A 26,162-nucleotide genomic window follows, 5' to 3' on the forward strand; every position below is an offset into this window, starting at 1 on the left:
AATCCGATGAATTTCACAACCTTGTCACTCATCTTTTTATACGAAAGTATAATTTAAATCTTTTATTTAGAAGTTAATAATTTTAAAAACAAAAAAATTGAAAACATTTGAAATTTTACCACCACCAAGCGCTTAATGGACAACAACCCGCGCAAGCACCCCAAGGCCGCCAATGCCGACATTGCCCTGCTGCTAGAAGGCACCTTTCCGTATGTCAGTGGCGGGGTATCGAGCTGGATTAACCAAATCATTCGCGCTTATCCCGAATACCGTTACGCCATCATTTTTTTGGGCAGTCGCCGTGGCGATTACAAAGGCTTTCGGTACGAACTGCCCGCCAATGTGGTGCATTTTGAAGAACACTACCTCTACGACGATTTAACCGCCGCTGGCTTGCCCACAGGGCGCAAAGGCAGCCCCGCGGCCTTTGCCATGATGAATGCGCTGGTGCAATCATTGCGCCAAGGCGAAGCAGGGCGAGACCTGACCTTGGGTTTGCTGCGCGATTTGGTGCGCGAAATCATGCCCGGTGGCCAGTTGCAATTGGACGATTTTTTATACAGCGAACTCTCTTGGCAACTGCTGCGCGATACCTACCGTGAGTATTGCACCGACCCCTCGTTTGTCGATTATTTTTGGACGGTACGCATCATGTTTCAGCCGCTGTGGCTGTTGGCGCGTATTGCCCACCAGCTGCTGCCGGTGCGGGTGCTGCACAGTGCATCCACCGGCTATGCGGGCTGCTTGGGGGCAATGGTGCATCAAAGCCGGGGGCTGCCGCTGATTTTGTCGGAACATGGCATTTACACCAAAGAGCGCCAAATTGACCTGCTCAAAAGCGAGTGGATTCGCGACAACCGCAACGTGTTTCAGCGCGACCCGACCGAGGTATCGTACTTCCGGCAAATGTGGATTCGGTTTTTTGAGTGGATGGGGCGCTACTGCTACGAAGCCGCCAACCCCATCATTGCGCTCTACGAAACCAACCGCCTGCGCCAAGTGCATGACGGAGCCAAGGCCGAACGCACCTTCAACATCCCCAACGGCATCAACTTGGGGCGCTTTGCCCCCTTACGCAGCCAACGCCCCGCAACGCCGCCGCCAGTGTTGTGCCTGATTGGCCGGGTGGTACCGATTAAAGATGTCAAAACCTTCATCCGTGCCATGCGCCGGGTGGTGAACCAATTGCCACAGGCCGAAGGCTGGATTGCTGGCCCAGCAGAAGAAGACCCCAGTTATGCCCAAGAATGCACCAACTTGGTCCAAAGTTTGGGCCTACAAACCCAGGTTAAATTTTTGGGCTTTCAGAAGGTAGAGGCCCTGATGCCGCAAATTGGGCTGGTGGTGCTGTCGTCCATCAGCGAAGCGCTGCCGCTGGTGATTTTGGAAGGCTACGCCGCTGGCGTGCCGACCATCTCCACCGATGTAGGCTCTTGCCGCCAACTGATTGAGGGCCTAGATGCCGAAGACCGCGCTTTAGGCCCGAGTGGCCGCGTGGTCAACATTGCCGACCCGCAAGCGCTGGCCGATGCCAGCATCGCCCTGCTCTCTGATACCCAAGCCTGGGCGCAGGCCAGCGCTGCCGCCATTGCCCGGGTGGAGCGCTACTACACCGACACCATGATGTTTGACCGCTACCGCCAAGTCTATGAGCAAGCGCTACACCACCCGAAAGGAGCGCCCTGATGGCTGGCATTGGCTTTGAACTGCGCCGCCTGCTACGCAAAAACACCCTGCTGGGTTTAGCGCAAGCCTATGCCTATGCCGGGGTGATTGGCTCGGGGCCGTGGATTTTTTCCATTGTGGGGATTTTGCTGGTGGGAATTTTTAGCGCCAGCGTGGTGGTGCCCGCTTTTTTTGTCACGCAGTTTCAAACCTCGGTCACCTATTTGGTGGCCAGCAGTTTGGTACTGACCGGGCTGGTGCAACTGGCGTTTACCCGTTTTGTGTCCGACCGCTTGTTTGAAAAAAAGCCCGAAGTGATTTTGCCCAATCTGCACGGCCTGCTGCTGCTGGTGGTGGGCGCGGCCAGCATTTTGGGCACGCTGGCCTTGTTTGTACTGCTACCGGGCGAGCGCCTGTTGTATCGGCTGTTGATGTTGGCCGGTTTTGTGGTGATGTGTGCCGTCTGGGTGCTGACGGTGCTGCTCTCGGGCATGAAGCACTACAAAGCCATTACCTTCTTGTTTGCTGGGGCTTACACCCTGATTGTGATTGCGGCCCTGCTGATGCGCCCTTGGGGCTTAGAGGGCCTGCTGGGCGGCTTTGTATTGGGCAATTTGGTGCTGCTGGCCGGAATGTGGTTGTTTGTGGTGCATGACTTCAACCCTACGGGACAGTTGATGGCCTTTGATTTCGCCCGGCGTGAGCTGTGCTACTTCTCTTTGATGGCGGTGGGCTTTTTGTACAACTTTGGCATCTGGGTGGATAAGCTGATGTTTTGGTACTTTGAGCCTACCTCGCAGCAGGTGATTGGCCACCTGCGCGCCTCGCTGATTTACGACCTGCCGGTGTTTTTATCCTACCTGTCCATCATTCCGGGCATGGCGGTATTTTTGGTACGCATCGAGACCGATTTTGTCGAGTTTTACGACAAGTTTTATGATGCGGTCCGCAGTGGTGGTTCTTTAGAATACATCGAATCCATGCGCGATGAAATGGTCTATTCGATTCAGCAAGGGCTGGTAGAAATTGCCAAAACCCAAACTTTGGCCGTACTCATCACCTTTGTGGCTGGGCCAGCTATCTTAAAAGCCTTGGGCATTTCTTTGCTTTACCTGCCCTTGCTGTATGTGCAGGTGGTGGGGGCCGGTTTGCAGGTGGGGCTGATGGCGGTGCTGAACGTGTTTTTTTACTTAGACCAGCGCCGCATTGTGTTGCTACTGTGTGGCCAAATGGTGCTGCTCAATATCGTACTCACCGCCCTGAGCCAATACTATGGGGCCGCCCTGTATGGCTATGGCTTTACGGTAGCCATGCTGATAACCCTGCTCACAGGCTTGATTTTGCTCACGCGCCAACTGAATCGTTTGGAATACCAAACCTTTATGCTCCAGTAGCATAGTGGCTGCGCCTGATGAAATCCCCCCATCTTTACTGCACTTGAGTTGCATCTTTACCATGCCTTTGCTACGTCCTCGTGTTTCGCCATTTGCCGCCCCGTGCTGGGCCGCTGCCTTGCTGGCACTGGCCGCTGGCAGTGCCAATGCCAATGTCAGTGTGCAAATAGTGGCCCCCAGTGGCCAAACCCCAGTGCTAGAACTGCAAACACCGGTGCGATTGACAGCGTTGGTCAATATAGATGGCCAGCCGGTCGATAACGGTACGCCGGTGCATTGGAGCAGCAGCAGCTTGGCCGGGAGCTTTGCAACCAGCAGCAGCCCCACCGTCAGTGGCCGGGCCAGCACGCTGCTGCGCGGCATGGTGCCCGGAGCGCACAGCCTGCACGCCGAAGCCGAAGTAGCTGGGCAGCGCTACGCCGTGACCTATGGGTTTTATTTGCGCCAGCTCCCCAGCCCGCTAGAGCTGCTGGTGCCCGCTTATTTTTATCCGTCGAGTGGGGGTTCGGGCTGGGATATTTTGGCGGCGGCGGCCAGCACTTACCCCGATTTAAAAATCAGCGCCATCCTCAACCCAAGCAATGGTATTTTTACGAGCGCCCCAGCCCGCTATGTGCAGGCAGCGCAAAACTTTGTGGATGCTGGCGGCCAATTGTTGGGCTACGTCTATACCAATTATGGGCGTGGCCCGCGCACCTTGGCCGATGTGCAAACCAACGTTGACCGCTATTTAACACTGTACGGGCGCGGCCTGATTAGCGGCATTTTTGTCGATGAAATGAGCAACAAAGCCAGCGATTTGGCTTTTTACCAAGCGTTGTACCGCTACATCAAAGACAAAGACCCCAGCCTGCGCGTGGTGGGCAATCCGGGCACCATACCGGCGACGCGCATGGCCACGGTGGCCGATGCCCTGATTACCTTTGAAGGCCAAGCGCTTAATTTTGCCAATTACGACCCCCGGCGCACCGGCCCTTGGCTTTACAACCTGAGCAACAGCCGCCAAGGCGCGTTGGTTCACAATGCCAGCACCTGCACCGCCATGCAAACCGCGCTCAAGCGCGCCGCCACGGCACAGGCCAATAGCGGCTTGGTGTATATCACGCACCGGCCATACGACTACGCAACCAACACCGGCAACCCCTGGGCCAGTCTGCCCACCTACTGGACAGCCCTGCTCCAGAGCCTGCAAGCTATCAACCAAGGCCAGCCGCTGCCAACGTGCTAGTTTTAGGCCGTGGCCCCCAAGGCATCGGCGCGCGCTTGCGCGGCCTCAAAATCTAAATCGCCCGAGTAAATGGCGCGGCCACAAATCACGCCTTGCACGCCTTCGTCCTCTACCGCGCACAAGGCTTCGATGTCGGCCATGCTACCCAAGCCGCCCGAGGCAATCACCGGGATAGTAACGGCCTGCGCCAGCTTGACAGTGGCCTCTACGTTGATGCCCGAGAGCATCCCGTCGCGGCCAATGTCGGTGTAGATGATGGACTCTACGCCCCAGTCTTCAAATTTTTTGGCCAAATCGGTCACGTTGTGGCCGGTGAGTTTGCTCCAACCATCGGTAGCAACTTTGCCATCTTTGGCATCTAGGCCCACAATGATGTGGCCGCCAAAAGCAGTGCAAGCATCTTTGAGGAAGCCGGGATTTTTAACGGCTGCCGTGCCAATAATCACATAGCGCAAGCCGCCGTCAATGCAGCGCTCGATGGTGTCCAAATCGCGAATGCCGCCACCCAGTTGCACCGGAATGTCGTCGCCCACTTCGCGCAGGATGGCCTTGATAGCGGCCAAGTTTTGCGGCTTGCCCGCAAAGGCACCATTTAAGTCCACCAAATGCAGGCGGCGCGCACCGGCATTTACCCAACGGCGCGCCATCGCGGCGGGGTCTTCACCAAAGGTGGTGGATTGGTCCATATCGCCTTGTTTCAGGCGTACACAGTGGCCGTCTTTGAGGTCGATGGCGGGGATGAGCAACATGGTGGGTTTGGCAAAAACGTAACAAACAACAAAAAAATGCGATTGCACCTCAAACAAGAGGCACCAACCGGGACTTAGGGCATCCAGTGCAAAAAGTTGCGATAAAGCTGCAAGCCTTGGTCGGCACTTTTTTCGGGGTGAAATTGCGTGGCAAAAATATTATCGCGCGCAATCGCGGCAGCAAACCAGCCGCCATAGTCGGCCTCGCCAGCGCAATGCGCGGCTTGGGCCGGTCGGGCATAAAAACTATGCACAAAATAGAAATAACTATGGTCGGGCACGCCTGCCCACACCGGATGCACTGCACCCGCGTGGCGCACTTGGCGCACTTGGTTCCAGCCCATTTGCGGCACTTTGTAGCGGCTGCCATCGGTTTGGCTGCGGCCTTGCAGGTCAAACTTGACGACCTCGCCGGGAACCAGGCCCAAGCCGGGGGTATCGCCCTCGGCGCTGTGGTCGAGCAGCATTTGCATCCCCACACAGACACCAAACAGCGGTTTGTTGACCGCTGCTTCTAGCACCGAGGCGCGCAGGCCCGATTGGGCCAACTCGCGCATACAGTCGGGCATGGCCCCTTGACCGGGCAAGACGACGCGCTGCGCGGCGCGCACATCTTCGGGCTTGGAGGTAACTTGCACCGTCCAGCCACTGCCTTGGGCCGCTGCTTGCACCGCTTGCGATACCGAACGCAAATTGCCCATGCCGTAGTCCACCACGGCCACGATTTTGCTGGCACTCATCACAAAGAACCTTTGGTGGACGGAATGGTGCCAGCAGCGCGCGGGTCTAGCTCCAGCGCGGCGCGCAACGCACGGGCAAACGCCTTAAAAATAGTTTCGCATTGGTGGTGCGCGTTAATGCCCTTGAGGTTGTCAATGTGCAAGGAAACGCCCGCATGGTTGACAAAACCTTGGAAAAACTCAAACACCAATTGCGTGTCCAGCTGGCCGAGCATGGCGCTGGTAAATTGCACATCCATGTGCAAACCGGGGCGACCAGAAAAGTCCACTACCACGCGGCTTAAAGCCTCGTCTAGCGGCACATAAGCATGGCCATAGCGGCGAATGCCTTTTTTATCGCCCACGGCTTGGGCAAACGCTTGGCCTAGCGTGATGCCAATATCCTCGACGGTGTGGTGGCCGTCAATGTGCAAATCGCCTTGGCATTGGACATCTAAATCCATCAGGCCGTGGCGGGCAATTTGCTCTAGCATGTGGTCTAAAAAACCAATGCCGCTGTGGAGTTGGGCTTGGCCGGTGCCGTCCAAATTGAGACGTACCGTAATTTTGGTTTCCAGCGTATGGCGGGTAACGTCGGCTTGACGCATGTCGTGGGGCGCTCGTTCTAGGGTGATGGGAAGCTGGGCATGATAGCATCCAGCGCCTGAGCGGCAGCCCGTGTTTTGTCTGTTGCAACGCTGCCGCCCCTTCTTGGGAAGCTATCGCATGAGCCGTTTTTGGAGCGCCGTAGTTCACGGCCTGACCCCTTATGTTCCGGGCGAACAGCCCAAAATTGACAATCTGGTCAAACTCAATACCAACGAGCATCCCTATGGCCCCTCGCCACGCGCTTTAGAGGCTATTCGGCAGGCCACCAACGACAGCCTGCGCCTCTACCCCGACCCCAACGCCGATGCCCTCAAAGCCGCCTTGGCGCAACGCCACGGTGTGCAGCCAAACCAAATTTTTGTCGGCAATGGTTCGGACGAGGTGCTGGCGCACGCTTTTATGGCGCTGCTAGACCAAGAGCGCCCGCTGTGGTTTCCGGACATTACTTACAGTTTTTACCCGGTGTATTGTGGTTTGTATGGGGTTCAGCACCAGACCATCCCACTCACGGCAGATTACGCCATTTGCGCCGATGATTATTTGCCCCAAGACGAAAGCCAAGCCGGGGCCATCATCTTCCCCAACCCCAATGCCCCCACTGGCTGCTTGCTGCCCTTGGCCGAGATTGAGCGCATCGTGGCGGGCAACCCCGATGCCGTGGTGTTGGTCGATGAAGCCTATGTCGATTTTGGTGGCGACAGCGCCATTGCCTTGGTCAACCAATACCCCAATCTGCTGGTGGTGCATACCTTCTCGAAAAGCCGTTCTTTGGCTGGTTTGCGTGTCGGTTTTGCCGTGGGGCATCCCGCGCTGATAGAGGGGCTAGAGCGGGTGAAAAACAGCTTTAACTCCTATCCGCTAGACCGGCTGGCCTTGGCCGGTGCCGTGGCCTCGGTGGAGGATGAAACCTATTTCCAAGACAGTTGCCGCAAAGTGATGGCCACCCGTGCCACGCTGGTGGCGCAAATGCAGGGCTTGGGCTTTGAGGTTTTGCCATCGGCGGCCAACTTTATTTTTGCTCGCCACCCAGCGCACGATGCCGCTGGTTTGGCGGCAGCGCTGCGCCAGCGCGCCATCATTGTGCGCCACTTTAAGCAAGCGCGCATTGAGCAGTTTTTGCGTATCACCATTGGCACCGATGCCCAATGCGCCACGCTGGTGCAGGCGCTGACCGAGATTTTGGCAGGCTAAAGCTCAGCATCATCCTATGACCACTACCACCGAAATCTCCCCCGGCCTTGTCCTCCAAGGCATTACCAACCCCTTGCGCCTGCAAGACTTCAAGCTCATCGCGTTTGATATGGACTCGACGCTCATCAACATCGAGTGTATTGACGAAATCGCCGATGCAGCGGGCCGCAAGGCCGAAGTGGCCGCCATTACCGAAGCCGCGATGCAAGGCCACATTACCGACTTTAAGGACAGCCTGCGCCGCCGTTTGGCCTTGCTCCAAGGGGTGCCCGTCACACACCTAGAGGCGGTATTCACCGAGCGCCTGCGTTTTAACCCCGGCGCGCAAGCCTTGATGGCGGCTGCGCGCGCTGCTGGCCTGAAAACCCTGTTGGTGTCGGGTGGCTTCACTTTCTTTGCCGACCGGGTAAAAACCGGCTTGGGCATGGACTTTGCCCGCGCCAACCAGTTAGAAATCGCCGATGGCCACCTGACAGGCCGCTTGGTAGAGCAATGTTGGGGCGATATTTGCGATGGCACTGAAAAACGCCGCACCCTGTTAGAGGTGGCCAGCCTGCTGGGCATTGAGCCAAGCCAAACCATTGCCGTGGGCGATGGGGCCAACGATTTACCCATGATGGGCGCGGCAGGGTTGTCGGTGGCCTACCATGCCAAACCAGCGGTGCGCGCCCAAGCCAAGGTAGCGATTAACAGCGGTGGCTTAGACCGCCTGCTAGAAGTGGTAACCACCGCATGAGCGCCCCAAGCCTCCCAGAAAATGCGCCCAACTTAGCGCAAATTACTACCTTGGTGCATGATTTTTATGCCGATGTGCGCGCCGACCCAGTGTTGGGGCCAGTGTTTGAGCAAGCCCTGCATGAGCGCTGGCAACCGCACCTGCAACGCATGGTCAATTTTTGGAGCACGATTGCGCTGGGCAGCAAAAGCTACAGCGGCAATGTATTTGCCAAACACATGGCCTTGCAAGGCATCACGCCCGAGCATTTTGCTGCTTGGGTGCGGCTGTGGGGGCAACATACCGAGCGGCTGTTTGCGCCAGAAATCGCCCATGAATTACAAACCGTGGCCCACGGCATTGCACGCAATCTGTATTTGGGCTACTTTGGCACACGCCCGGTGTTCAGCACCGACCCGCCGCCCGACCCGCACGCCCTGCCCATTTTTCCGGGAACTTCGGCACAAGCCACAGACTCTATCTAAGCGTTGGGATGCACGCCACACCTTTGGGTGCTTGCTGCCATCCATCTTGCCCCTTAAAACCGATTGGAGACTTGTTTCATGCCTATGCCTAGCCCTTCCCTGCGTAGCACGGCCACCGTGATTACCCTCACCACCGCTGCTTTGCTCATGCCTTCGCTGGCCCATGCCAAGCGCTTTGGTAGCAGCAAGCCGGTGCCCGCTACCCGTATCGGCAGCAGTGCGCCACCCACAGCCCCAACGGTGGCATCGCCGTTTGCTACCGCACGGCCCACGGCCCCTACCCCACCCACAACGCCTATGCCCGCCAGTGCCGCACCGATGGCCCCAGCGGCAGGCATGGCCCCAGCTGCCCCAGCAGCTGCCGCCGGTGGCGGCATGATGGGCACCTTGGGCGCTGCCGCCGTGGGTGCTGTGGCTGGCTCTTTGGCGGGCAATGCTTTGGCCAGCGCCATGAGTGGCCCAGATGCCAAGGCCAAAGAGGCCGAAGCCGCTGCGGCCAAGGCCAAGGAAGCCGAAGCCGCCGAAAAAGAAGCCCAAGAGCTGCAAAAGAAGGCCGATGAGGCCAAGAAGAAAGCCGAAGAAGCACGCGCTGCCGCCGCTGCCACAGCGCCAGCGGCCAAATAAACCGCACAGCCAGTGCGGGTGGGTGCGGTGGTGCTGCTTATCCGCCAGCGCGCTTGACGCGGTGGCCTAGCTTTTGCAGGGCCTCCAGCACACGCTCGACGTGGTCGCCCTGCACTTCAATCACGCCCTCTTTGACCGTGCCACCGCTGCCGCAAGCGGCCTTGAGCTGCTTGCCCAGTTGCGCCAGCGCGGGCGCATCCAACAAAACCCCTTTGACCAAGGTGACGGCTTTGCCGCCGCGCCCCTTGGTCTCGCGCGAGACACGCACAATGCCATCGCCTTGCGGCAACACGGCAAGCTTGCAGACGCACTGCGCCTGCGCTTGACGACAATCGGGGCACATGCGCCCATGCTCGGTTGAATAGACCAAGCCCCCTAAACTGGCCAGCCCCTTCATTTGCGGTTACGTCCATCGGGCGCAAAAAACAGCATGATGCCCACGACAATCAAAATCAAAGGCCACCAAACGCGAAACAACTGAAACAGGCTGATGTCAATCAGCTCTAGGTTGTTGAGCAGAAAAAAACTGCCCAACAACACCAATACGATGGCGGCAAAGTTGCCCTTCATAGAAAACTTTCAGTGTAGTAAGGTGGGTGGATGATGCGCCATCGTAAGCGCTTTAACGCGGGCCAGCGTGCCCCAGCATATGAAAATTAAGCAGCCGGGTGGCCATCACGGTTTCGACAAAAAATAACACCAGCGCCAGCAGAAATGACACCACGCCGGTTAAAAAACTGCCCAGCGCCCAACTGTGGCCGCGCAGGTTGGTGGTCTCGCCCAAAAATAACAATACGATGGTCAGGCCAATCAAAAAACCGCACAAGGTCAGCAGACCAATGCAGCCGTTGGCCATGCGGCCCCGGGTGCGTAAATAACCCAGCTCCAACAAAGCGCGTTGCAAAAACTCGGGGTCGGTGCTTTGGCGGGCGCGCTCTTCGACCACTCTGGCACGGTCAATGATGCGCGCCAAGCGTCCGGCCACGGCACCAATCATGCCAGCGACCGCCGTAAGCAAAAACACCGGCGCGACCGAGAGCTGAATGCTGTGGGTGATGGTGGAAGAATCAACAGACAAGGGCATGGCGCACTCTCTCACGGGCAAAGTGAAGGGTTTTCAGGGCAGCAGTTCAAGCGCTTGCTGGTAGGCCGGTTGGAACATCAGTTCGTCCCACGGCAGCGGCGGGGTCAGGGGCAACAGGGCCATGCGGCGCGCTTCGCTGTCGGGGTTGGGTTGCCACTGGCCCAAAGTATGGGCGCGGGCCAAGCCGTCGAGCAGTTCATCAATGGCCGCACCATCGCCCACGCTTTGGTTGCACAGCAATACCAAGTCACAACCAGCTTGCAAGGCGGCCACGGCGGCATCGGTGTAGCTGACGGTTTGTCCATCTAAACGGCGTGCGCCTTCCATGCTCAAATCGTCACTGAAGATGGCTCCGTCAAAGCCCATTTGCTGGCGCAAAATGTCTTGCAACCAGCGGCTAGAAAAACCCGCAGGGCGCTTGTCCACCTTGGGGTAAATCACATGCGCGGGCATCAAGCTGCTCAGGCTGCTACGCAACCACGGATAAGGCGCGGCATCGTCGGCCAAAATTTTCTTCAGGCTACGTTTATCTACCGGCACTTCAGTGTGCGAGTCGGCTTTGACATAGCCATGCCCCGGAAAATGCTTGCCACAGTTGGCCATGCCGCCTTGCAGCAGGCCGTGCATCAGGCTTTTGGCCAGCAGGGTGACGATGCGCGGGTCACGGTCAAAGGCGCGGTCGCCAATCACGCCGCTGCTGCCCCAGTCCAAATCCAGCACCGGGGTAAAGCTGAAATCGACACCGCAGGCACGCAGTTCGCTCGCCAGCACATAGCCTGTGGCGGTGGCGGCATTGCTGGCTTGCAAAGCGCTGCCGGTTAAAAAGCTGCTGCGTTTTTGGCTTTTTTTGCTGGCTTTGTCGCCTTTTTTCTTTTTGCCTTTACTTTTTTTCGTGCTATCGCGTTGCCATAACTTGCCCAGTGCTTGCATGGGCGGCAGATGGGTAAAGCCATCACTGCGAAAGCGTTGCACGCGGCCCCCTTCGTGGTCCACGCAAATCAGCAAATCACCGCGCACTGCTTTGATGGAGGCGGTCAGTTCTACCAGTTGTTGGCGGTTTTGCCAGTTGCGGGCAAACAAAATCACACCGCCGGTCAGGGGGTGGGCCAGACGGCGGCGGTCGGTGTCGGTCAGTGTGGTACCTGCCACGTCCAGAATCAGGGGGGAATGGGTGTTGTCGCTCATGAAAAAAATGGGGCTTCAGAAGGAGGGGGGATAATTTTTTCTACCACGCAAAAGCCGACGGCATAGTCTTGCTCGTCGCTGATGCTCAGGTGGATACTAAGCTGGCGTTGTTGCAGCCAAGTGTGTAAAGCGCCGTGGGCCAAAATGGCCGGTTGACCACCCTCTAGCGTGCTGATTTCGCAGGCTTGCCAAGACATGGGCAGCACCATCCCGAGACCAATCGCTTTGCTGAAGGCCTCTTTGGCACAGAAACGGGTAGCAACAAAGCGTACCGCGCGTTCAGGGCAGCGGTGGTGGCGCTCTTGCCATGTTGCCAGTTCAGTCGGGGTCAAAATTTTGGCGGCAAAGCGCGCGCCATGCTGCGCCAAACTGGCCTGAATGCGCCGAATGTCGCAAATATCGGTGCCGATACCGTAAATCATTTTTTGAAAAGCACCACGACAGATAGACGACCATAATTTAGCATGTGAATTTCCATTCATTTTTTACATGGAGCGCATCATGCCCTTGCCTGTTCGTACCTTTTTCGCGCTTACTGCTTCGTTTCTTCCTTTGCTGGCGGCAGCCCAAGTGGCCGAAATGCCCGCGCCAGAAGCTTTCAAACCCGGTGACCAATGGGTTTGGCGACAAATTGACAACCGAACCAAGCTGGAAGAGGGCAAGCCCACCCGTACCGTGGTGCTGAATGATGGCATCTTGAATTTTTCGTATGGCAATTCGCAGACAAAAATTTTAGATGGCTTGATAGGTCGTCCCGCCACACAGCAATGGCGACAATGGCCGCTGGAAGTGGGCAAAAAATGGACGCACAACGAAGACTGGCGGCGGGCTGATGGGGTGACGGGCAATACACAAGCACAAGTAGAAGTCACGGCTTACGAGGAGGTAGATGTTCCAGCAGGTAAATTCATGGCCTTCAAAATTGAGCACAAAGGCTTTTTTAACAACTCACGCGGCAATCGTGGCCAGCAGATAGATACCTTTTGGTACGCACCAGAAGCCTTGGCAGATGTGAAGCTGATTCGCAACGATGGCTACAACATGTACACCCGAGAGCTGATGTCGTACAAGCGCGGCACGCCCTAATCTGCGGCTTGCTGGATGCAGTCCAGATAAGCGCGCACGGTGGCGGCATAGCCTAGCTCCAAGGCATCCGCAATCAGCGCGTGGCCAATGGAGACTTCCTGTAAGCCGGGCACGGTTTGGACAAAGGCGGCCAAGTTGTCGCGGTTCAGGTCGTGGCCGGCATTGACACCCAAACCCACCTCTAAGGCCGCTTGGGCGGTGGCACGGTAGCGCTCTAGCTGTTGCGCTTGTTCTGCTGTGCCCCAAGCGGCGGCATAGGGTTCGGTATAGAGTTCTACCCGGTCGGCACCTAGGGCTTTGGCGGCGGCCATTTGCTCAGGGATGGCATCCATAAACAGGCTCACGCGCACGCCCAAGGCGCGGCATTCGGCTATCAGGGGGCGCAGGCGCTGGGCCTCTTGCGCTAGGTTCCAGCCGTGGTCGCTGGTGAATTGGCCTTCGCCGTCGGGCACAAAAGTGGCTTGGTGCGGGCGCACGCTGCGGATAAAGTCCATCAGGTTGTGGAACGGGTTGCCCTCGATGTTGTATTCGCGCTCGGGCCATTGTTTTAACAGGGCGGCCAGTTCCGTCACGTCTTGGGCGCGGATATGGCGCTCGTCGGGGCGTGGATGCACGGTAATCCCTTGCGCCCCAGCTTGCAGGCACAGCAACGCCGCGCGCGTCACGCTGGGGATGCCCAAATGGCGCGTATTACGCACCAAGGCGACTTTGTTCACGTTCACCGACAAGACGGTGTGCTGGGTAGAAGAAGCAAAAGCAGTCATAACGTTTGAAGTTCCATCATCAGTTGGCGCGTGCGTAACATCGGCGGGCCACAGTGGTGTTGCAGCACCACGCGCAACTGGGGTTTGAGTGCTGCGGCTACTGGGGCGCAGGCTTGCAACAAGGCCGATAGGCGCATACCGCTGCCCTCTAGTGCCTGGTTGAGTTGCAACCATTGTGCGCCGCTAAGGCAGGCGCGTTCTGTGGCTGGGCTGGGGCACAGGCCACGGTCGGGCAGCAGGGCATAGCGCGCTTCTGGCTGCAAGCGGGCCAAGGTCAGGGTGTCGGTGTTGAGGGCCGGTAGCAAGCCCAGTTCGCGCAGTAGCAACAATTCAAAGGCACGTAACACGGGCTCTAAGGCATCGCCATGCTGGCTGGCCAGCACGCGCACCACGGCGGCATAGGCATCAAACAGGGCCGGGTGGGGGTCTTGGTGCGCCAACAGGCGCAGCAATAGCTCATTGAGGTAGGTGCCCGAGAGCAAGGCATCGCCCATCGGCATGGTGTGTCCGCCCACCCATTCCGCCCCTTTGAGCGGGTGGATGCCACTGCCATCGCTGGGGGAGTTGGCTGGACTGATTGGGCTGGCGCTTTCTGTCCAGTTCAGGCTTAAAGGCTGCAAGGGCAGCAGCACCGGGCGAAAATTGGAGCTGGGCTTTTTGGCCCCTCTGGCCACCAGCGCCACACGCCCGTGGTGGCGGCTAAATACTTCCAGAATCAGGCTGGACTCGCTCCAGTCGTAGCGGTGCAGCACAAAGGCTGGTTCGTGGCTAAAGCGGCGCGCAGTGGCCACGGCAAGGCTTATTCGTAGCCGAAGGAACGCACACGGGCTTCATCGTCGGCCCAACCGGAGCGCACCTTGACCCACAGCTCGACAAACACCTTGGCATCCATCAGTTTTTCTAGCTCTTGGCGCGTTTCGGTGCCAATGCGCTTGAGGCGCTCGCCCTTGTCACCAATCACCATCGCTTTGTGGCTGTCGCGCTCCACCACGATGGTGGCGGCAATGCGAATCATGCGCTTGTGGTTTTTGCTTTTTTCTTCCTCAAACTTGTCGATGACAACGGTGGAGGTGTAGGGCAGCTCGTCGCCGGTGAAGCGAAACAATTTTTCGCGCACGGTTTCGGAGGCGAGGAATTTTTCACTGCGGTCGGTTAGCTCGTCGGCGGCGTACCACCACGGCGCTTCGGGCAGGTATTTTTCGCAGATGCCGTACAGGCGGCCAATGTCACCTTTGTTTTTGGCCGACATGGGCACAAACTCGGCAAACGGGTGGCGCTCTTGCATATCGCGCAGCCACGGGGCAATCTCGGCGCGGCGATGTACGTTGTCTAGTTTATTGGCAATCAGTAGCGTGGGGATGCCCGGTTTGAACAGGCTTAGCACCTTGGCATCGGCCAAAGTAAAGCTGCCGGCCTCTACGACAAACAAAATCAAGTCCACATCACCAATCGCGCCCATCACGGTTTTGTTGAGCGATTTATTCAGCGCGGTGGCGTGGCGCGTTTGAAAACCGGGGGTATCGACAAAAATAAACTGTGTCGCTCCTTGTGTGCGGATACCGGTGATGCGGTGGCGCGTGGTTTGCGCCTTGCGCGAGGTAATGCTGATTTTTTGCCCCACCAGCGCATTGAGCAGGGTGGATTTACCCACGTTGGGCTTGCCCACGATGGCAATCACGCCGCAGCGTTGACCCTCTGGGGCCGGGGTAGCGCCCGGTGCTTGGGCGGCAGCCAGCATGGCCTCTAAATCGGGCTGTGCTGGGGCGGGGGCGGAATCGTTGGCAGAGTCTGGGTTCATATTCTTTTGGATTGGAGGAGGGTCTGCATGGCCGCAGCGGCGGCTTGTTCGGCCATGCGGCGCGTGGCACCGCTGCCGCGTGCAACCAGTTCAAGTTCGGTAATTTGGCATTCCACTTCAAAGGTTTGCCGATGCGCGGCCCCTTCGGTGGCCACCACGGTGTATTGGGGTAGTTTCATTTTGCGCCCTTGCAGCCATTCTTGCAGCGCTGTTTTGGCATCTTTGGCGGCGGCCTGCATTTGTGGGTTGATTTCCACGGCGGCAAACAAGCGATGCACCAGTGCCTCGGCCACGCTATAACCCGCATCCAGATAGACTGCGCCAAGCAAGGCTTCTAGGGTATCGGCCAAGATGGAAGCCCGCTGCTGACCGCCCGAACGCGCTTCGCCCTCGCCCAAGCGCAACACGCTGGGCAGTTGCAATTGCAGCGCCAGTTGGTGCAACGTGCCCTCTTTGACCAAATTGGCCCGAATGCGCGATAAATCGCCCTCAGGTTGGTGGCTCAGGCGCTGGTAGAGCAGACTAGAGACGGCCAAGTTCAGCACCGAATCACCCAAAAATTCTAGGCGCTCGTAGTGGTCGGCGCTAAAACTACGGTGCGTAATGGCGCGTTGCAGCAACGCCGGGTTGGCAAACTGGTGTTGCAGCCGTGCTTGCAAGGCTTGCAACGGAGGCAGGGTTTTAGGGTTTACTTTGGAGGTCAAATCGGTACACCAGATAGGCTGGGCCAGCTAAAGCGATTTCACGGGCATATTTGGCCCGCACGACCACTTTGTCGCCATTTTTGGTCACGTCCAAGTCGGCACCTTTGACGGAGCTGATGTCGTCAATCTGTGCGGCTTTGTCAAACAAACTGCGTACCTCGGGCACACTGGAGCCGGTTTTGGCTTTTTCCAAGGCTTTTTGGATGGATTGTGATTCCACAAAAATCGGAATCGACTGCCCACCAATGGCAAAAGCCGCCACGGCCAGCAAGCCAATGATAATCACACCGATAAAAGACAGGCCGCGCTGGCGTGAGCGGCGGCTACGATGAGGGAGGTGCATAGCTCTACTTCCTTGTATGAAAACGCAGCCGTTAATGGAACGGCCCAATGCGCTTGAGGTCGCCAAAATTCATCCAAACAAAAAAGGCCCGGCCCACGATGTTGGCATCGGGCACAAAGCCCCAGTAACGCGAATCGAGCGAATTATCGCGGTTGTCGCCCATCATGAAATAGTGGCCCTCGGGCACTTTGCACACCACGCCCTCAATGCTGTAGCGACATTGGTCGCGGTAAGGAAAATCACTGGCCCCTTGGACAAAGGCGGGCGCTTCGGCGTTGTTGAGCAAGCGGTGCGGCTGCTCACCCAGTTTTTCTTCAAATTGCTTAAAGTAGCGCATAGCGCTGGCATCAAAAAAATCAGGCACCGCTGTGGTGGGCACGGCTTGGCCGTTTACCGTCAGGCGCTTGTTCAGGTAGGCCACCTCGTCGCCGGGCAAACCCACCACGCGCTTGATGTAATCCATATGGGGCTGGGGTGGGTAGCGAAACACCATCACATCGCCACGCTGGGGTTTATTGCCTTCGGTGATTTTTTTGTTAATGACGGGCAGGCGCACGCCATAGGTAAATTTGTTCACCAAAATCAAATCGCCCACCAGCAGCGTCGGAATCATGGAGCCGGAGGGAATTTTGAACGGCTCGAACAAAAACGAGCGCAACAAAAACACCGCACAAATTACCGGAAACAGCCCGGCGGTCCAGTCTAGCCACCAAGGTTGGGCCAGTGCCTGCTGTTGGGCTTGGTTCACGTCCAAGTCCACCTTGGCAATGCCCATGCGGTCGAGTTCGGCGCGGCGCGCGCTGGCAGCATCGGCAATGGCCTGGGCGGCGCGTTGGCGTTGCGGCAAAAAGATAAAGCGTTCGGCCAGCCAGTAAGCACCCGTGACCACGGTAGCCAAAAACAGCAGCAGGGCGAAGTTACCTTCGATAAAACCGGTGTACCACGCGCCGATGTAGCCGACAAAGGCCGCCAGCAGCAGCGAGGTAAAAATTTGCACCATTTGCATGTCAATCTTCCACTTGCAAAATGGCCAAGAAGGCTTCTTGTGGCACTTCGACCGAGCCAATTTGCTTCATGCGCTTTTTACCGGCTTTTTGTTTTTCCAGCAGCTTGCGCTTGCGGCTGACATCGCCGCCGTAACATTTGGCCAACACGTTTTTACGCAGTGCCTTGATGCTTTCGCGCGCGATGATGTTGGCCCCAATCGCGGCTTGAATGGCCACATCGAACATCTGGCGGCTGATAATTTCGCGCATTTTGGCCACCACAGCGCGCCCCCGGTACTGCGACTGGCTACGGTGGACGATGATGGACAGCGCATCGACCTTCTCGCCATTGAGCAAAATATCCACCTTGACCACATCCGAGGTGCGGTATTCTTTGAACTCGTAGTCCATCGAGGCATAACCGCGCGAAACCGATTTGAGCTTGTCAAAAAAGTCCAACACAATCTCGCCCAAGGGCATTTCGTAGGTCAGCATCACTTGGCGGCCGTGGTAAGCCATATTCATCTGCACGCCGCGTTTTTGGTTGGCCAGCGTCATCACCGGGCCGACGTAATCTTGCGGCATGTACAAATGCACGGTCACGATAGGCTCGCGGATTTCTTGCAGTTTGCCTTGGTCGGGCATTTTGGCCGGGTTTTCTACCATGATGACCTCACCGCCGGGCTTGACCACTTGATAGACCACGCTGGGCGCGGTGGTGATAAGGTCTTGGTCAAACTCGCGTTCTAGGCGCTCTTGCACAATTTCCATGTGCAGCAGGCCCAAAAAGCCGCAACGGAAGCCAAAACCCAGCGCTTGGCTCACTTCTGGCTCGTAGTGCAACGAGGCATCGTTGAGTTTGAGCTTTTCTAGCGCATCGCGCAGTTGGTCGTATTCGCTGGCCTCGGTCGGGTACAGACCCGCAAACACCTGGGGTTGAATTTCTTTGAAGCCGGGCAGGGCCTCGGCGGCGGGGCCAGCATTGTTGGGTAGCTTCTTTTCCAGCGTAATGGTGTCGCCCACCTTGGCCGCTTGCAGCTCTTTAATACCCGCGATGATGTAGCCCACCTCACCGGCGCGCAGGGCATTGCGCGGCTCGTTGGCCGGGGTAAATACGCCCAAGTTATCGGCGTTATAAACGGCCTCTGAGGCCATCATTTTGATGCGTTCGCCCTTGAGCAAGCGGCCATCGACCACGCGCACCAGCATCACCACGCCCACATAGGGGTCAAACCAGCTGTCAATAATCATGGCGCGCAGCGGCGCGTCAGGCTTGCCCTTGGGCGCGGGCACCTTGGCGACGATGGCTTCTAAAATTTCGTCAATGCCCATGCCGGTTTTGGCCGAGCAGGGAATGGCATCGGTGGCATCAATGCCAATTACGTCTTCAATTTCGGCTTTGGCGTTATCGGGGTCGGACTGGGGCAAGTCCATTTTGTTGAGTACCGGCACCACTTCTACGCCCAAATCGAGCGCGGTGTAGCAGTTGGCCACGGTTTGCGCTTCTACGCCTTGGCTGGCATCGACCACCAACAGCGCCCCTTCGCAGGCCGAGAGTGAACGGCTGACTTCGTAAGAAAAGTCCACATGGCCGGGGGTGTCAATCAGGTTCAGGTTATAGACCTGACCATCTTTGGCCTTGTACTGCAAAGAAGCGGTTTGCGCCTTGATGGTGATGCCGCGCTCTTTCTCGATGTCCATCGAGTCAAGCACTTGGGCCTCCATCTGCCGCTCCTCCAGCCCGCCGCAGCGCTGAATCAGCCGGTCTGCCAGCGTGGATTTGCCGTGGTCAATGTGGGCAATGATGGAAAAGTTTCGGATGTGGTTCATGTGTCGGTTACAGAAAAAGGCGCGCGCAAGAAAAAAGGACGCATCCGCTGATGATGCGCCCTGAACCAACGCTCCCCGGCCACTGCGGTGGTTGGTGTGGTGTGGTGGAAGGCAGTACAGCGCAAGTCCCGGCGGCAGGGCCAGCGTCTGGGACAGGCGGCTATTCTACCCAACGAGGCCCCAGCGCCCGCTTTAGCGGTTGGGCCGAATCAGCGCATACTGCGCCCATTCGCCCCGGCGAAACAGCACATTGATGGGCTTGGCTTTATCGGCCTTGGCCAACACGGCCTCTAGCTCTTTGGCGCTAGAGACTTCGGTGTTGGCAATGGCCAAAATAATATCGCCCTCGCGCAGGCCAGCCCGTGCCGCCGCATCGCTGGCGGCATCGACCAACACCCCGGTTTTGTGCTTGAGTTCGCGTTTTTGCGCTTCGCTCAAATCTGACACCTGCAAGCCCAACTGCTGCGCGCTGGCCAGCTTGGTTTTACTGTCGCTGTCGGTGGCTTTGCGCGTGCTGGCAACTTTGTCGGGTTCTACTTCGGCAATGGTGATGGTCAAATCACGATTGCCACCCCGGCGAAACACGCTGATGGTGCTTTTGCTGCCCGGCTTGGTGCTACCGACCAAGCGCGGCAAATCCGATACTTTTTCAATCGCTTTGCCGTTGAACTTGGTAATCACATCACCGGCTTCGATGCCCGCTTTCTCGGCGGGTGAACCCGCTTCTACCCCCGTCACCAGCGCGCCCTGCTGTTTGCCCAAACCGATGGATTCGGCCACATCTTTGGCCACCGGGCCAATTTGTACGCCAATGCGTCCGCGTGTGACTTTGCCGCTGGCGCGCAGTTGTTCACTCACGCGCATGGCTTCGTCGATGGGAATGGCAAAGGCAATGCCCATATAGCCGCCCGAGCGCGAATAAATTTGGCTGTTGATGCCCACCACCTCACCGCGCATATTGATGAGCGGGCCGCCGGAGTTGCCGGGGTTAATCGCCACATCGGTTTGAATAAAGGGCAAATAATCGCCGGTGTCACGTTGTTTGGCACTGACGATGCCGGCTGTAACCGAGCTTTCTAGCCCAAACGGCGAGCCAATCGCCATCACCCACTCCCCCACGCGCAGGCGGCTGCTGTCGCCCACTTTGACGGCGGGCAGGCCGGTGGCATCGATTTTTAGCACCGCTACATCGGTGCGCTTGTCGGTGCCAATCACTTTGGCTTTGAACTCGCGTTTGTCGGTCAGGGTGACCAGCACTTGGTCTGCGCCTTCAATCACGTGGGCGTTGGTCATGACATAGCCGTCGCTGCTGACGATAAAACCCGAACCCACGCCGCGCGAGGATTGGCCGTCTTCATCGTGCGGACGCTGTGGGCGTTGCTGGCGTGGCATTTGTGGCGTGGGCAGGCCAAAGCGCTTGAAAAACTCTAGCATTTCTTCGTCCATGCCCCCGGTGGGCACGCGCGCGGCGATTTTTTCGGTGGTGCGGATATTGACTACCGCCGGACCCACTTGTTCGACCAAATCGGTAAAGTCGGGCAGGCCACGCGCCACAGCGGCTGGTTGGGCGATGGCATTGCCAGGCATGGCGGTGATGCTGGCTGCTGCCATCACGCAGGCGGCCAGCACAGAGCGCGAAACTGTCCAGTGTGTGTTTTTCATCAGAAGCCTTTCTGCAAAGTAAAAACGCCCGGCACGCTGGCGGGGCGGTCTGTGCTTCAGAAGGCGTTGGCGGCGATTGGTTCCGCAGTCTTAGCGCTTGGGCGACTCAAAATTGGCGTTGCGTAAAAAATTAGCAGGCAGTTGCAAGGCCGAGGCTCCATGAAACTGCTGGTGGGCCGCCAGCAATTCGTCCAAACGCGGGTCACGCAACATGACTTGGGGGGTGGATTGGCCCAAGTTATCAGTTTTGGCCACTGCCACCGGAGCAGCAGCCAATGGGGGTTGCGCTACCACCGATGCAGCAGGGGCGCTGTTGGCCGCCCATTGCCCTGTGGCTGGCCCTTGGCCACTGCTGCCCCAAGTGCTCCAAGCCAAACTGGCCACGGTGGCCAAGGAGGCGACACCGGCCAGCATTTTCCAGCGGAACACCGAATCGTTGGCCGCCGCCTTGGGCACGAAAGCGATGGACTGCGCTGGCATTTCTTGCGCCTGTACCGGCGCAACGAGGGCCGCAGGCGCGACCGCCACCGGGGGCACACCGTGCAGGGACTCTTGGGCCAAGTTTTGGCGCAGTCGGGCTAAAAAAGCGCCATCGTCGTGGGTTTGGCGCGCCAATTCGGGCGAGCGCAACACATCGCCCACCAGTTGGTACAACTGCCACGTTTCACGCCCCGCATCGGTGGCGGCAAAGTGCAGGGCTTGCGCCCATTCTTCATCGGGCAATTCACCATCGGCCAAGGCCGAGAGTTGTTCGCGTTGGGTTTGCTGTTCCATGATTTTTTCACCTGTTTGGGGCCTGTGCGGGCCACCATGAGCTATTGCAACGTCAAGCGCCTTCAGCGACGGCTGCTTACCAGCGTTTGCCGCTTTGGTTTTGCAGCAAAGGCCGCACACGCGCCGAAATGGCTTCGCGCGCCCGAAAAATGCGTGAACGCACTGTGCCGATAGGGCAGTTCATGGCCAAGGCAATTTCGTCATAGCTCAATCCTTCAATTTCCCGTAGCGTTACGGCTTGGCGCAAGTCTTCGGGCAGGGCTTCCATCGCGGCATTGACGGCAGCAGCAATTTCTTGCGCCGCCAACACCGTCTCTGGGGTTTCGTCTGTACTTGGTTCATGTCCGGGCCGTGAAGTTTCATCGTTTTCATCGTGAACCGACATAGCGCTTTCGTAAAGCAGCGGGTCACGCTTGAGGTCGAGCAGCGCTTTCTTGGCCGTATTGACAGCAATGCGGTACAACCAGGTATAAAACTGGGCCTCGCCACGAAACTGGGGCAGGGCGCGGTAAGCACGGATGAAGGTTTCTTGGGCGATGTCTTCTATCAAATTGCTGTCGCGCACCATGCGACCAATCAGGCGCTCGATGCGGCGCTGGTATTTAATCACCAACAGTTCGTAGGCGCGCTGGTCGCCTGCCACGGTGCGCTGCACCAGCGCCCAATCACTGTCACCCGGAGGTACATCGGCAGGAGGAGAGACGGTCATGGTGTGGGGGTAGGGGGTGGTGAAGGGGCGGGAGGGGCCAGCAATGCGCGGCGCACATCGAGCCATTGGGGGGGGTCTTGGCGCTGCTCTAGCCACAACCAAACTACTTGGCCAGAGCCGGGGGCTTGCCAGCGTACCCACAGGCTGTGCTGCCAGTCCAGATGAATCGAGGCACTGCCGAGACCACTGGCGGTGCCGCCGGAAGGTGTCCAGCTCCAATGGTAGCCATCCCAAGCCAAGCTGCCTTGGGGCGATTGCCACCAAAACCACAGCACCCACAGGGTACACAGCAGCCACAGCAGCAAGGCCGATGCCCATGCGACTTTGCCCGGCGCGGCCCCCGCTATGCTCCAAGCCAGCAAGCCCCCCAACCCCGCTGCCACCAAGCACAGCAAGCCGCTCAATAGCCTAGGGCTACGGCGCACCGGGTAGGCCACCAAGGGGGCCGACTGGCTCATGCTGCCCCTTGGGCGCTGGCGTGCGATGTGGCGCGGCAGGCCATACAGCAGTAGGCCGGCAATGGCGGCTTAAATGCGCCGGAACACCAGCGAGCCGTTGGTGCCGCCAAAGCCGAAATTGTTTTTGACGGCAATATCGAGCTTGGCATCGCGGGCGGTGTTGGCGCAATAGTCCAAGTCACATTCTGGGTCGGGCGTGTTCAGGTTGGTGGTGGGCGGAATTTTTTGCTGCTGCAAGGCCAGCACGGTAAAGATGCTCTCGATACCGCCAGCACCGCCCAACAGATGGCCCGTCATGGACTTGGTAGAACTGACCACCATTTTGTGGGCATGGTCGCCAAAGGCGGCCTTGATGGCATTGGTCTCGTTGATGTCGCCCAGCGGCGTGGAGGTGCCGTGCGCGTTGAGGTAGTCCACCTGATTGGCGTTGATACCGGCATTGCGTAGCGCAGCCAGCATGGCGCGGCGTGGGCCATCCATGCTGGGGGCGGTGATGTGGCCAGCGTCGGCACTCATGCCAAAACCGCACAATTCGGCGTAAATTTTGGCCCCACGCGCTTTGGCGTGTTCGTACTCTTCTAGCACCATCACGCCAGCGCCTTCGCCCAGCACAAAGCCGTCGCGGTCTTTGTCCCACGGGCGCGAGGCGTGTTGGGGGTCATCGTTGCGCGTGGAGAGGGCGCGCATGGCAGCAAAACCGCCCACGCCCAGCGGCGAAATGGTGGCCTCGGTGCCGCCAGCGACGACGATGTCGGCATCGCCGTACTCAATCATGCGGCCACCTTCGCCAATGCAGTGCAGGCCGGTGGTGCAGGCTGTTACAACCGCCAAATTGGGGCCTTTGAAGCCAAAGCGCATGGAAACATGCCCAGCCACCATGTTGATGATGGAAGCGGGCACAAAGAAAGGAGTCACGCGCCGGGGGCCACGACCGACCAACTCGGTGTGGGTGTTTTCGATCAGCGGCAGGCCGCCGATGCCCGAGCCAATCACACAAGCGATGCGCGTGGCCAACTCTTCATCCAAGGCATCGCCGGTGGGCAAGCCAGCATCTTGCACCGCTTGCGCGGCAGCAGCAATGCCAAAATGGATAAAGCTGTCCATAGTGCGCGCATCTTTGGCGCTGATATAAGACCCTAGGTCAAACCCTTTGACCTCACCGGCAATTTTGCAGGCGAAGTTCGACGTATCGAACTTGGTGATGAGATCAATACCGGATTTTCCGGCGAGGATATTGGCCCAGGCATCTTGTACCGTGTTACCCACGGGGCTGATGCAACCTAGGCCGGTCACGACAACGCGACGACGGCTCATGCGTTAAAACCTTGTGCTGATCGAAAGGCGCGGTGCGCCGATTAAGCCTTTTGGTGGCCGGTGGCGTAGTCGATGGCGTTTTGCACCGTCGTGATTTTTTCGGCATCTTCGTCAGGGATTTCGATGCCGAATTCGTCTTCGAGGGCCATTACCAGTTCTACGGTGTCCAGCGAGTCGGCACCCAAATCGGCCACGAAGGCTTTTTCGTTGGTAACTTGGGACTCTTCTACGCCCAGTTGCTCGGCAATGATTTTTTTGACGCGTGCTTCAATATCGCTCATGGTTTCCCTCTGGGAGGTTGTGAATGAATTCTCGATTCTAGCCGTATCAGGAAGTAAGCCGAAATAGCTTACTGCCACGATGCAATCGGCATCATCTTCGGGCAACTACATGTACATGCCGCCATTGACGTGCAATTCTTGCCCGGTGACATAGCCCGCTTCATGGGACGCAAGGTAGGCCACGGCATGGGCGATGTCGGATGGCTTGCCCAAACAACCCAATGGAATTTGCGCTGTCAGGGCTTTTTGCTGTGCTTCGGGCAGGCTGGCGGTCATGTCGGTGTCGATGAAGCCGGGGGCCACGCAGTTGACGGTGATGTTGCGGCTGCCCAGTTCACGCGCCAAGGCGCGCGTCATACCGGCCACACCGGCCTTGGCGGCGGCGTAGTTGGCCTGACCGGGGTTGCCCGAAGCGCCCACCACGCTGGTGATGCTGATGATGCGGCCAAAACGCTGCTTCATCATGGGTTTGATAGCGGCACGGCTCACGCGAAACACGGCTTTCAGATTGGTGTCCAGCACGGCATCCCAGTCGTCATCTTTCATCCGCATGGCCAGTTGGTCACGGGTGATACCAGCGTTGTTCACCAGCACTTGCAGGCCGCCTTGTTGCTTGACGATGCCATCTATCAGCGCTTCTACCGCTGGGGCATCGTTGACATCCAAAGCCGCGCCTCGGCAGCTGGGGTAGGCGGCCAAGGCCGCGCTGATGCGCTCGGCCCCTTCAGCCGTGGTGGCCGTACCAATGACTTGGTAGCCACGGGCAGCCAGTTCTTGGGCAATGGCTGCACCAATACCGCGCGATGCGCCAGTGACCAGTGCCACGGGGGCTTTTGTGGTGGATTCGCTCATGCCAATAACTCCTTGGTTTGGGTCAGGGTGGTGGGGTCGTACAGGGCGGCACCGACCAGTTCGGCATCAATGCGCTTGACCAGCCCGGCCAATACCTTGCCGGGGCCGCATTCGATGATATGGCTGATGCCACGGGCTTTGAGTGCTTGCACGCATTCCACCCAGCGCACCGGGCCAAAGGCTTGGCGGTAGAGTGCATCGCGGATGGCATCGGCATCTTGCTGTACCGCCACGTCGATGTTGTTGAGGACAGGAATTTGCGGCGCGGCCAGCACGGTCTCTGCCAAAGCCAGGCGCAGTTTTTCAGCCGCAGGTTTCATCAGGCTGGAGTGAAACGGTGCCGATACCGGCAATGGCAGGGCGCGTTTGGCTCCGGCGGCTTTGAGCATTTCGCAGGCTTTTTCGACGGCGGCTTTGCTGCCCGCAATCACGGTTTGGGCTGGGTCGTTAAAGTTAACGGCCTCTACCACTTCGGCGCTGTTGCCCAATGCAGCAGTGGCTTCGGCGCAGCCCGCGATGACTTTGGCGGCTTCTAAGCCCAAAATAGCGGCCATTGCGCCGGTGCCCACCGGCACGGCTTCTTGCATGGCAGCAGCGCGCAGGCGCACCAGCGGTGCTGCTTGGGCCAGCGTGAGTACGCCCGAGGCCACCAAGGCCGAGTATTCGCCCAGAGAGTGCCCGGCCACGGCAGCAGGCAAAGCGCCGCCTTCCGCTTGCCAGACCCGCCATGCCGCTACACCGGCCACCAGCATCACCGGTTGGGTGTTGGTGGTCAGGGCCAAAGCTTCTTTCGGGCCTTCGTGGATGAGCTTGGCAACATCTTCACCCAAGGCATCGGAGGCTTCTTGCAGCGTTTGCGCCACCACGGGGTGGTCGCTCCAGGCATCCAACATACCCACAGATTGGGAGCCTTGTCCCGGAAAGACAAATGCAAAAGTCTTCATAGTTTTTTT

Annotated in this window: 31 protein-coding genes; 8 read left to right on the forward strand and 23 right to left on the reverse strand. The window is 58.2% G+C overall.

Going from position 1 to position 26,162, the window contains the following annotated elements:
* Positions 1-135: 135 nt before the first annotated feature.
* The 3 genes from pelF to PHX60_RS05580 all read left to right on the forward strand — a co-directional run bounded on the left by pelF (position 136) and on the right by PHX60_RS05580 (position 4,287).
* On the forward strand, positions 136-1,686 hold the full coding sequence (gene pelF, locus PHX60_RS05570; RefSeq protein WP_300075656.1) for a GT4 family glycosyltransferase PelF: 1,551 nt from the start codon (positions 136-138) through the stop codon (positions 1,684-1,686).
* Positions 1,686-3,059, forward strand: a complete 1,374-nt coding sequence (pelG, locus tag PHX60_RS05575; RefSeq protein WP_300075658.1) for an exopolysaccharide Pel transporter PelG — start codon at positions 1,686-1,688, stop codon at positions 3,057-3,059. The genes pelF and pelG overlap by 1 nt, the downstream gene beginning before the upstream one ends.
* A 61-nt stretch (positions 3,060-3,120) precedes the next feature.
* On the forward strand, positions 3,121-4,287 hold the full coding sequence (locus PHX60_RS05580; RefSeq protein ID WP_300075660.1) for a spherulation-specific family 4 protein: 1,167 nt from the start codon (positions 3,121-3,123) through the stop codon (positions 4,285-4,287).
* Between the two features lie 2 nt (positions 4,288-4,289).
* Here PHX60_RS05580 and hisA read toward each other — a convergent pair whose 3' ends face one another.
* The 3 genes from hisA to hisB all read right to left on the reverse strand — a co-directional run bounded on the left by hisA (position 4,290) and on the right by hisB (position 6,363).
* On the reverse strand, positions 4,290-5,036 hold the full coding sequence (gene hisA / locus PHX60_RS05585) for a 1-(5-phosphoribosyl)-5-[(5-phosphoribosylamino)methylideneamino]imidazole-4-carboxamide isomerase (protein WP_300075662.1): 747 nt from the start codon (positions 5,034-5,036) through the stop codon (positions 4,290-4,292).
* A gap of 74 nt (positions 5,037-5,110) precedes the next feature.
* A complete protein-coding gene (gene hisH / locus PHX60_RS05590; protein WP_300075664.1) occupies positions 5,111-5,779 on the reverse strand; it encodes an imidazole glycerol phosphate synthase subunit HisH in 669 nt (222 codons plus the stop codon).
* Complete coding sequence (hisB, locus tag PHX60_RS05595) at positions 5,776-6,363, reverse strand: imidazoleglycerol-phosphate dehydratase HisB (protein WP_300075666.1); 588 nt, start codon at positions 6,361-6,363, stop codon at positions 5,776-5,778. The genes hisH and hisB overlap by 4 nt, the downstream gene beginning before the upstream one ends.
* A gap of 118 nt (positions 6,364-6,481) precedes the next feature.
* Between hisB and hisC the strand changes: the two genes are divergently transcribed.
* From hisC to PHX60_RS05615, 4 genes are all read left to right on the forward strand, one after another.
* Positions 6,482-7,555 (forward strand): histidinol-phosphate transaminase, encoded by a 1,074-nt coding sequence (hisC, locus tag PHX60_RS05600; protein ID WP_300075668.1) that lies wholly within the window; start codon positions 6,482-6,484, stop codon positions 7,553-7,555.
* A gap of 16 nt (positions 7,556-7,571) precedes the next feature.
* Complete coding sequence (serB, locus tag PHX60_RS05605) at positions 7,572-8,291, forward strand: phosphoserine phosphatase SerB (protein ID WP_300075670.1); 720 nt, start codon at positions 7,572-7,574, stop codon at positions 8,289-8,291.
* Positions 8,288-8,755: a group III truncated hemoglobin gene (locus tag PHX60_RS05610; protein ID WP_300075672.1), complete on the forward strand. Its 468-nt coding sequence runs from the start codon at positions 8,288-8,290 to the stop codon at positions 8,753-8,755. The genes serB and PHX60_RS05610 overlap by 4 nt, the downstream gene beginning before the upstream one ends.
* A gap of 78 nt (positions 8,756-8,833) precedes the next feature.
* Positions 8,834-9,379, forward strand: coding sequence for an ABC transporter substrate-binding protein (locus PHX60_RS05615; RefSeq protein WP_300075674.1), 546 nt, complete (start codon positions 8,834-8,836; stop codon positions 9,377-9,379).
* A gap of 37 nt (positions 9,380-9,416) precedes the next feature.
* On the opposite strand, the gene PHX60_RS05620 is transcribed toward PHX60_RS05615, so the two are convergent.
* From PHX60_RS05620 to acpS, 5 genes are read right to left on the reverse strand one after another with little or no spacing between them, the layout of a single operon-like run.
* Positions 9,417-9,776, reverse strand: coding sequence for a translation initiation factor Sui1 (locus tag PHX60_RS05620; protein WP_300075676.1), 360 nt, complete (start codon positions 9,774-9,776; stop codon positions 9,417-9,419).
* Positions 9,773-9,949, reverse strand: coding sequence for a DUF5668 domain-containing protein (locus tag PHX60_RS05625; protein ID WP_300075678.1), 177 nt, complete (start codon positions 9,947-9,949; stop codon positions 9,773-9,775). Before PHX60_RS05625 ends, PHX60_RS05620 begins: the two co-directional genes overlap by 4 nt.
* Before the next feature lie 52 nt (positions 9,950-10,001).
* Positions 10,002-10,463 (reverse strand): DUF2721 domain-containing protein, encoded by a 462-nt coding sequence (locus PHX60_RS05630; RefSeq protein WP_300075680.1) that lies wholly within the window; start codon positions 10,461-10,463, stop codon positions 10,002-10,004.
* Positions 10,464-10,496: 33 nt separating this feature from the next.
* Positions 10,497-11,648, reverse strand: a complete 1,152-nt coding sequence (gene nagZ, locus PHX60_RS05635; RefSeq protein WP_300075682.1) for a beta-N-acetylhexosaminidase — start codon at positions 11,646-11,648, stop codon at positions 10,497-10,499.
* On the reverse strand, positions 11,645-12,070 hold the full coding sequence (gene acpS / locus PHX60_RS05640) for a holo-ACP synthase (RefSeq protein WP_300075684.1): 426 nt from the start codon (positions 12,068-12,070) through the stop codon (positions 11,645-11,647). Before acpS ends, nagZ begins: the two co-directional genes overlap by 4 nt.
* Before the next feature lie 79 nt (positions 12,071-12,149).
* Here acpS and PHX60_RS05645 point away from each other — a divergent pair, with 79 nt between their 5' ends.
* Complete coding sequence (locus tag PHX60_RS05645) at positions 12,150-12,734, forward strand: hypothetical protein (RefSeq protein WP_300075686.1); 585 nt, start codon at positions 12,150-12,152, stop codon at positions 12,732-12,734.
* Here PHX60_RS05645 and PHX60_RS05650 read toward each other — a convergent pair.
* The 15 genes from PHX60_RS05650 to fabD all read right to left on the reverse strand — a co-directional run bounded on the left by PHX60_RS05650 (position 12,731) and on the right by fabD (position 26,153).
* The gene (locus tag PHX60_RS05650; RefSeq protein ID WP_300075688.1) at positions 12,731-13,498 is read right to left on the reverse strand and encodes a pyridoxine 5'-phosphate synthase; all 768 of its coding nucleotides are present in this window, start codon (positions 13,496-13,498) and stop codon (positions 12,731-12,733) included. The genes PHX60_RS05645 and PHX60_RS05650 overlap by 4 nt on opposite strands.
* Positions 13,495-14,289 carry a recombination protein O N-terminal domain-containing protein gene (locus PHX60_RS05655; protein WP_300075690.1) on the reverse strand — a complete coding sequence of 265 codons (795 nt, stop codon included), beginning with the start codon at positions 14,287-14,289 and terminating at the stop codon, positions 13,495-13,497. The genes PHX60_RS05650 and PHX60_RS05655 overlap by 4 nt, the downstream gene beginning before the upstream one ends.
* 8 nt (positions 14,290-14,297) lie before the next feature.
* Positions 14,298-15,296, reverse strand: a complete 999-nt coding sequence (era, locus tag PHX60_RS05660; protein WP_300075692.1) for a GTPase Era — start codon at positions 15,294-15,296, stop codon at positions 14,298-14,300.
* The gene (gene rnc, locus PHX60_RS05665; protein ID WP_300075988.1) at positions 15,293-15,973 is read right to left on the reverse strand and encodes a ribonuclease III; all 681 of its coding nucleotides are present in this window, start codon (positions 15,971-15,973) and stop codon (positions 15,293-15,295) included. Before rnc ends, era begins: the two co-directional genes overlap by 4 nt.
* Before the next feature lie 4 nt (positions 15,974-15,977).
* Positions 15,978-16,343, reverse strand: coding sequence for a DUF4845 domain-containing protein (locus PHX60_RS05670; RefSeq protein WP_300075694.1), 366 nt, complete (start codon positions 16,341-16,343; stop codon positions 15,978-15,980).
* 31 nt (positions 16,344-16,374) lie between these two features.
* The gene (lepB, locus tag PHX60_RS05675; protein ID WP_300075696.1) at positions 16,375-17,349 is read right to left on the reverse strand and encodes a signal peptidase I; all 975 of its coding nucleotides are present in this window, start codon (positions 17,347-17,349) and stop codon (positions 16,375-16,377) included.
* Position 17,350: 1 nt separating this feature from the next.
* Positions 17,351-19,159 (reverse strand): translation elongation factor 4, encoded by a 1,809-nt coding sequence (lepA, locus tag PHX60_RS05680; RefSeq protein ID WP_300075698.1) that lies wholly within the window; start codon positions 19,157-19,159, stop codon positions 17,351-17,353.
* Positions 19,160-19,351: 192 nt separating this feature from the next.
* Positions 19,352-20,770, reverse strand: a complete 1,419-nt coding sequence (locus PHX60_RS05685; protein ID WP_300075990.1) for a DegQ family serine endoprotease — start codon at positions 20,768-20,770, stop codon at positions 19,352-19,354.
* Between the two features lie 141 nt (positions 20,771-20,911).
* Positions 20,912-21,595, reverse strand: a complete 684-nt coding sequence (locus tag PHX60_RS05690; protein ID WP_300075700.1) for a sigma-E factor negative regulatory protein — start codon at positions 21,593-21,595, stop codon at positions 20,912-20,914.
* A gap of 76 nt (positions 21,596-21,671) precedes the next feature.
* Positions 21,672-22,304, reverse strand: a complete 633-nt coding sequence (gene rpoE, locus PHX60_RS05695) for an RNA polymerase sigma factor RpoE (protein WP_300075702.1) — start codon at positions 22,302-22,304, stop codon at positions 21,672-21,674.
* Positions 22,301-22,762: a hypothetical protein gene (locus PHX60_RS05700; protein ID WP_300075704.1), complete on the reverse strand. Its 462-nt coding sequence runs from the start codon at positions 22,760-22,762 to the stop codon at positions 22,301-22,303. Before PHX60_RS05700 ends, rpoE begins: the two co-directional genes overlap by 4 nt.
* Positions 22,763-22,831: 69 nt before the next feature.
* Complete coding sequence (gene fabF, locus PHX60_RS05705; RefSeq protein WP_300075706.1) at positions 22,832-24,076, reverse strand: beta-ketoacyl-ACP synthase II; 1,245 nt, start codon at positions 24,074-24,076, stop codon at positions 22,832-22,834.
* A 41-nt stretch (positions 24,077-24,117) separates the two neighbouring features.
* Positions 24,118-24,357, reverse strand: coding sequence for an acyl carrier protein (gene acpP, locus PHX60_RS05710; protein ID WP_300075708.1), 240 nt, complete (start codon positions 24,355-24,357; stop codon positions 24,118-24,120).
* A gap of 105 nt (positions 24,358-24,462) precedes the next feature.
* A complete protein-coding gene (gene fabG, locus PHX60_RS05715; protein ID WP_300075710.1) occupies positions 24,463-25,209 on the reverse strand; it encodes a 3-oxoacyl-ACP reductase FabG in 747 nt (248 codons plus the stop codon).
* Positions 25,206-26,153: an ACP S-malonyltransferase gene (gene fabD / locus PHX60_RS05720; protein ID WP_300075712.1), complete on the reverse strand. Its 948-nt coding sequence runs from the start codon at positions 26,151-26,153 to the stop codon at positions 25,206-25,208. Before fabD ends, fabG begins: the two co-directional genes overlap by 4 nt.
* Positions 26,154-26,162: the final 9 nt, after the last annotated feature.

This window comes from Giesbergeria sp. (genome assembly GCF_028686475.1).
GTDB lineage: Bacteria > Pseudomonadota > Gammaproteobacteria > Burkholderiales > Burkholderiaceae_C > Simplicispira.

What these genes read in the sequence shown, in the direction of transcription:
- PHX60_RS05580 (WP_300075660.1), top strand. Translation starts at nt 3,121, where the DNA reads ATGCCTTTGCTACGTCCTCGTGTTTCGCCATTTGCCGCCCCGTGCTGG.
- PHX60_RS05625 (WP_300075678.1), bottom strand. Translation starts at nt 9,949, where the DNA reads ATGAAGGGCAACTTTGCCGCCATCGTATTGGTGTTGTTGGGCAGTTTT.
- lepA (WP_300075698.1), bottom strand. Translation starts at nt 19,159, where the DNA reads ATGAACCACATCCGAAACTTTTCCATCATTGCCCACATTGACCACGGC.
- PHX60_RS05610 (WP_300075672.1), top strand. Translation starts at nt 8,288, where the DNA reads ATGAGCGCCCCAAGCCTCCCAGAAAATGCGCCCAACTTAGCGCAAATT.
- rpoE (WP_300075702.1), bottom strand. Translation starts at nt 22,304, where the DNA reads ATGACCGTCTCTCCTCCTGCCGATGTACCTCCGGGTGACAGTGATTGG.
- PHX60_RS05645 (WP_300075686.1), top strand. Translation starts at nt 12,150, where the DNA reads ATGCCCTTGCCTGTTCGTACCTTTTTCGCGCTTACTGCTTCGTTTCTT.
- era (WP_300075692.1), bottom strand. Translation starts at nt 15,296, where the DNA reads ATGAACCCAGACTCTGCCAACGATTCCGCCCCCGCCCCAGCACAGCCC.
- PHX60_RS05685 (WP_300075990.1), bottom strand. Translation starts at nt 20,770, where the DNA reads ATGGCAGCAGCCAGCATCACCGCCATGCCTGGCAATGCCATCGCCCAA.
- hisA (WP_300075662.1), bottom strand. Translation starts at nt 5,036, where the DNA reads ATGTTGCTCATCCCCGCCATCGACCTCAAAGACGGCCACTGTGTACGC.
- pelG (WP_300075658.1), top strand. Translation starts at nt 1,686, where the DNA reads ATGGCTGGCATTGGCTTTGAACTGCGCCGCCTGCTACGCAAAAACACC.
- PHX60_RS05690 (WP_300075700.1), bottom strand. Translation starts at nt 21,595, where the DNA reads ATGGAACAGCAAACCCAACGCGAACAACTCTCGGCCTTGGCCGATGGT.
- acpP (WP_300075708.1), bottom strand. Translation starts at nt 24,357, where the DNA reads ATGAGCGATATTGAAGCACGCGTCAAAAAAATCATTGCCGAGCAACTG.
- nagZ (WP_300075682.1), bottom strand. Translation starts at nt 11,648, where the DNA reads ATGAGCGACAACACCCATTCCCCCCTGATTCTGGACGTGGCAGGTACC.
- pelF (WP_300075656.1), top strand. Translation starts at nt 136, where the DNA reads ATGGACAACAACCCGCGCAAGCACCCCAAGGCCGCCAATGCCGACATT.
- PHX60_RS05650 (WP_300075688.1), bottom strand. Translation starts at nt 13,498, where the DNA reads ATGACTGCTTTTGCTTCTTCTACCCAGCACACCGTCTTGTCGGTGAAC.
- PHX60_RS05670 (WP_300075694.1), bottom strand. Translation starts at nt 16,343, where the DNA reads ATGCACCTCCCTCATCGTAGCCGCCGCTCACGCCAGCGCGGCCTGTCT.
- serB (WP_300075670.1), top strand. Translation starts at nt 7,572, where the DNA reads ATGACCACTACCACCGAAATCTCCCCCGGCCTTGTCCTCCAAGGCATT.
- lepB (WP_300075696.1), bottom strand. Translation starts at nt 17,349, where the DNA reads ATGCAAATGGTGCAAATTTTTACCTCGCTGCTGCTGGCGGCCTTTGTC.
- fabG (WP_300075710.1), bottom strand. Translation starts at nt 25,209, where the DNA reads ATGAGCGAATCCACCACAAAAGCCCCCGTGGCACTGGTCACTGGCGCA.
- hisC (WP_300075668.1), top strand. Translation starts at nt 6,482, where the DNA reads ATGAGCCGTTTTTGGAGCGCCGTAGTTCACGGCCTGACCCCTTATGTT.
- PHX60_RS05620 (WP_300075676.1), bottom strand. Translation starts at nt 9,776, where the DNA reads ATGAAGGGGCTGGCCAGTTTAGGGGGCTTGGTCTATTCAACCGAGCAT.
- fabF (WP_300075706.1), bottom strand. Translation starts at nt 24,076, where the DNA reads ATGAGCCGTCGTCGCGTTGTCGTGACCGGCCTAGGTTGCATCAGCCCC.
- fabD (WP_300075712.1), bottom strand. Translation starts at nt 26,153, where the DNA reads ATGAAGACTTTTGCATTTGTCTTTCCGGGACAAGGCTCCCAATCTGTG.
- acpS (WP_300075684.1), bottom strand. Translation starts at nt 12,070, where the DNA reads ATGATTTACGGTATCGGCACCGATATTTGCGACATTCGGCGCATTCAG.
- PHX60_RS05615 (WP_300075674.1), top strand. Translation starts at nt 8,834, where the DNA reads ATGCCTATGCCTAGCCCTTCCCTGCGTAGCACGGCCACCGTGATTACC.
- hisB (WP_300075666.1), bottom strand. Translation starts at nt 6,363, where the DNA reads ATGCGTCAAGCCGACGTTACCCGCCATACGCTGGAAACCAAAATTACG.
- PHX60_RS05630 (WP_300075680.1), bottom strand. Translation starts at nt 10,463, where the DNA reads ATGCCCTTGTCTGTTGATTCTTCCACCATCACCCACAGCATTCAGCTC.
- PHX60_RS05700 (WP_300075704.1), bottom strand. Translation starts at nt 22,762, where the DNA reads ATGAGCCAGTCGGCCCCCTTGGTGGCCTACCCGGTGCGCCGTAGCCCT.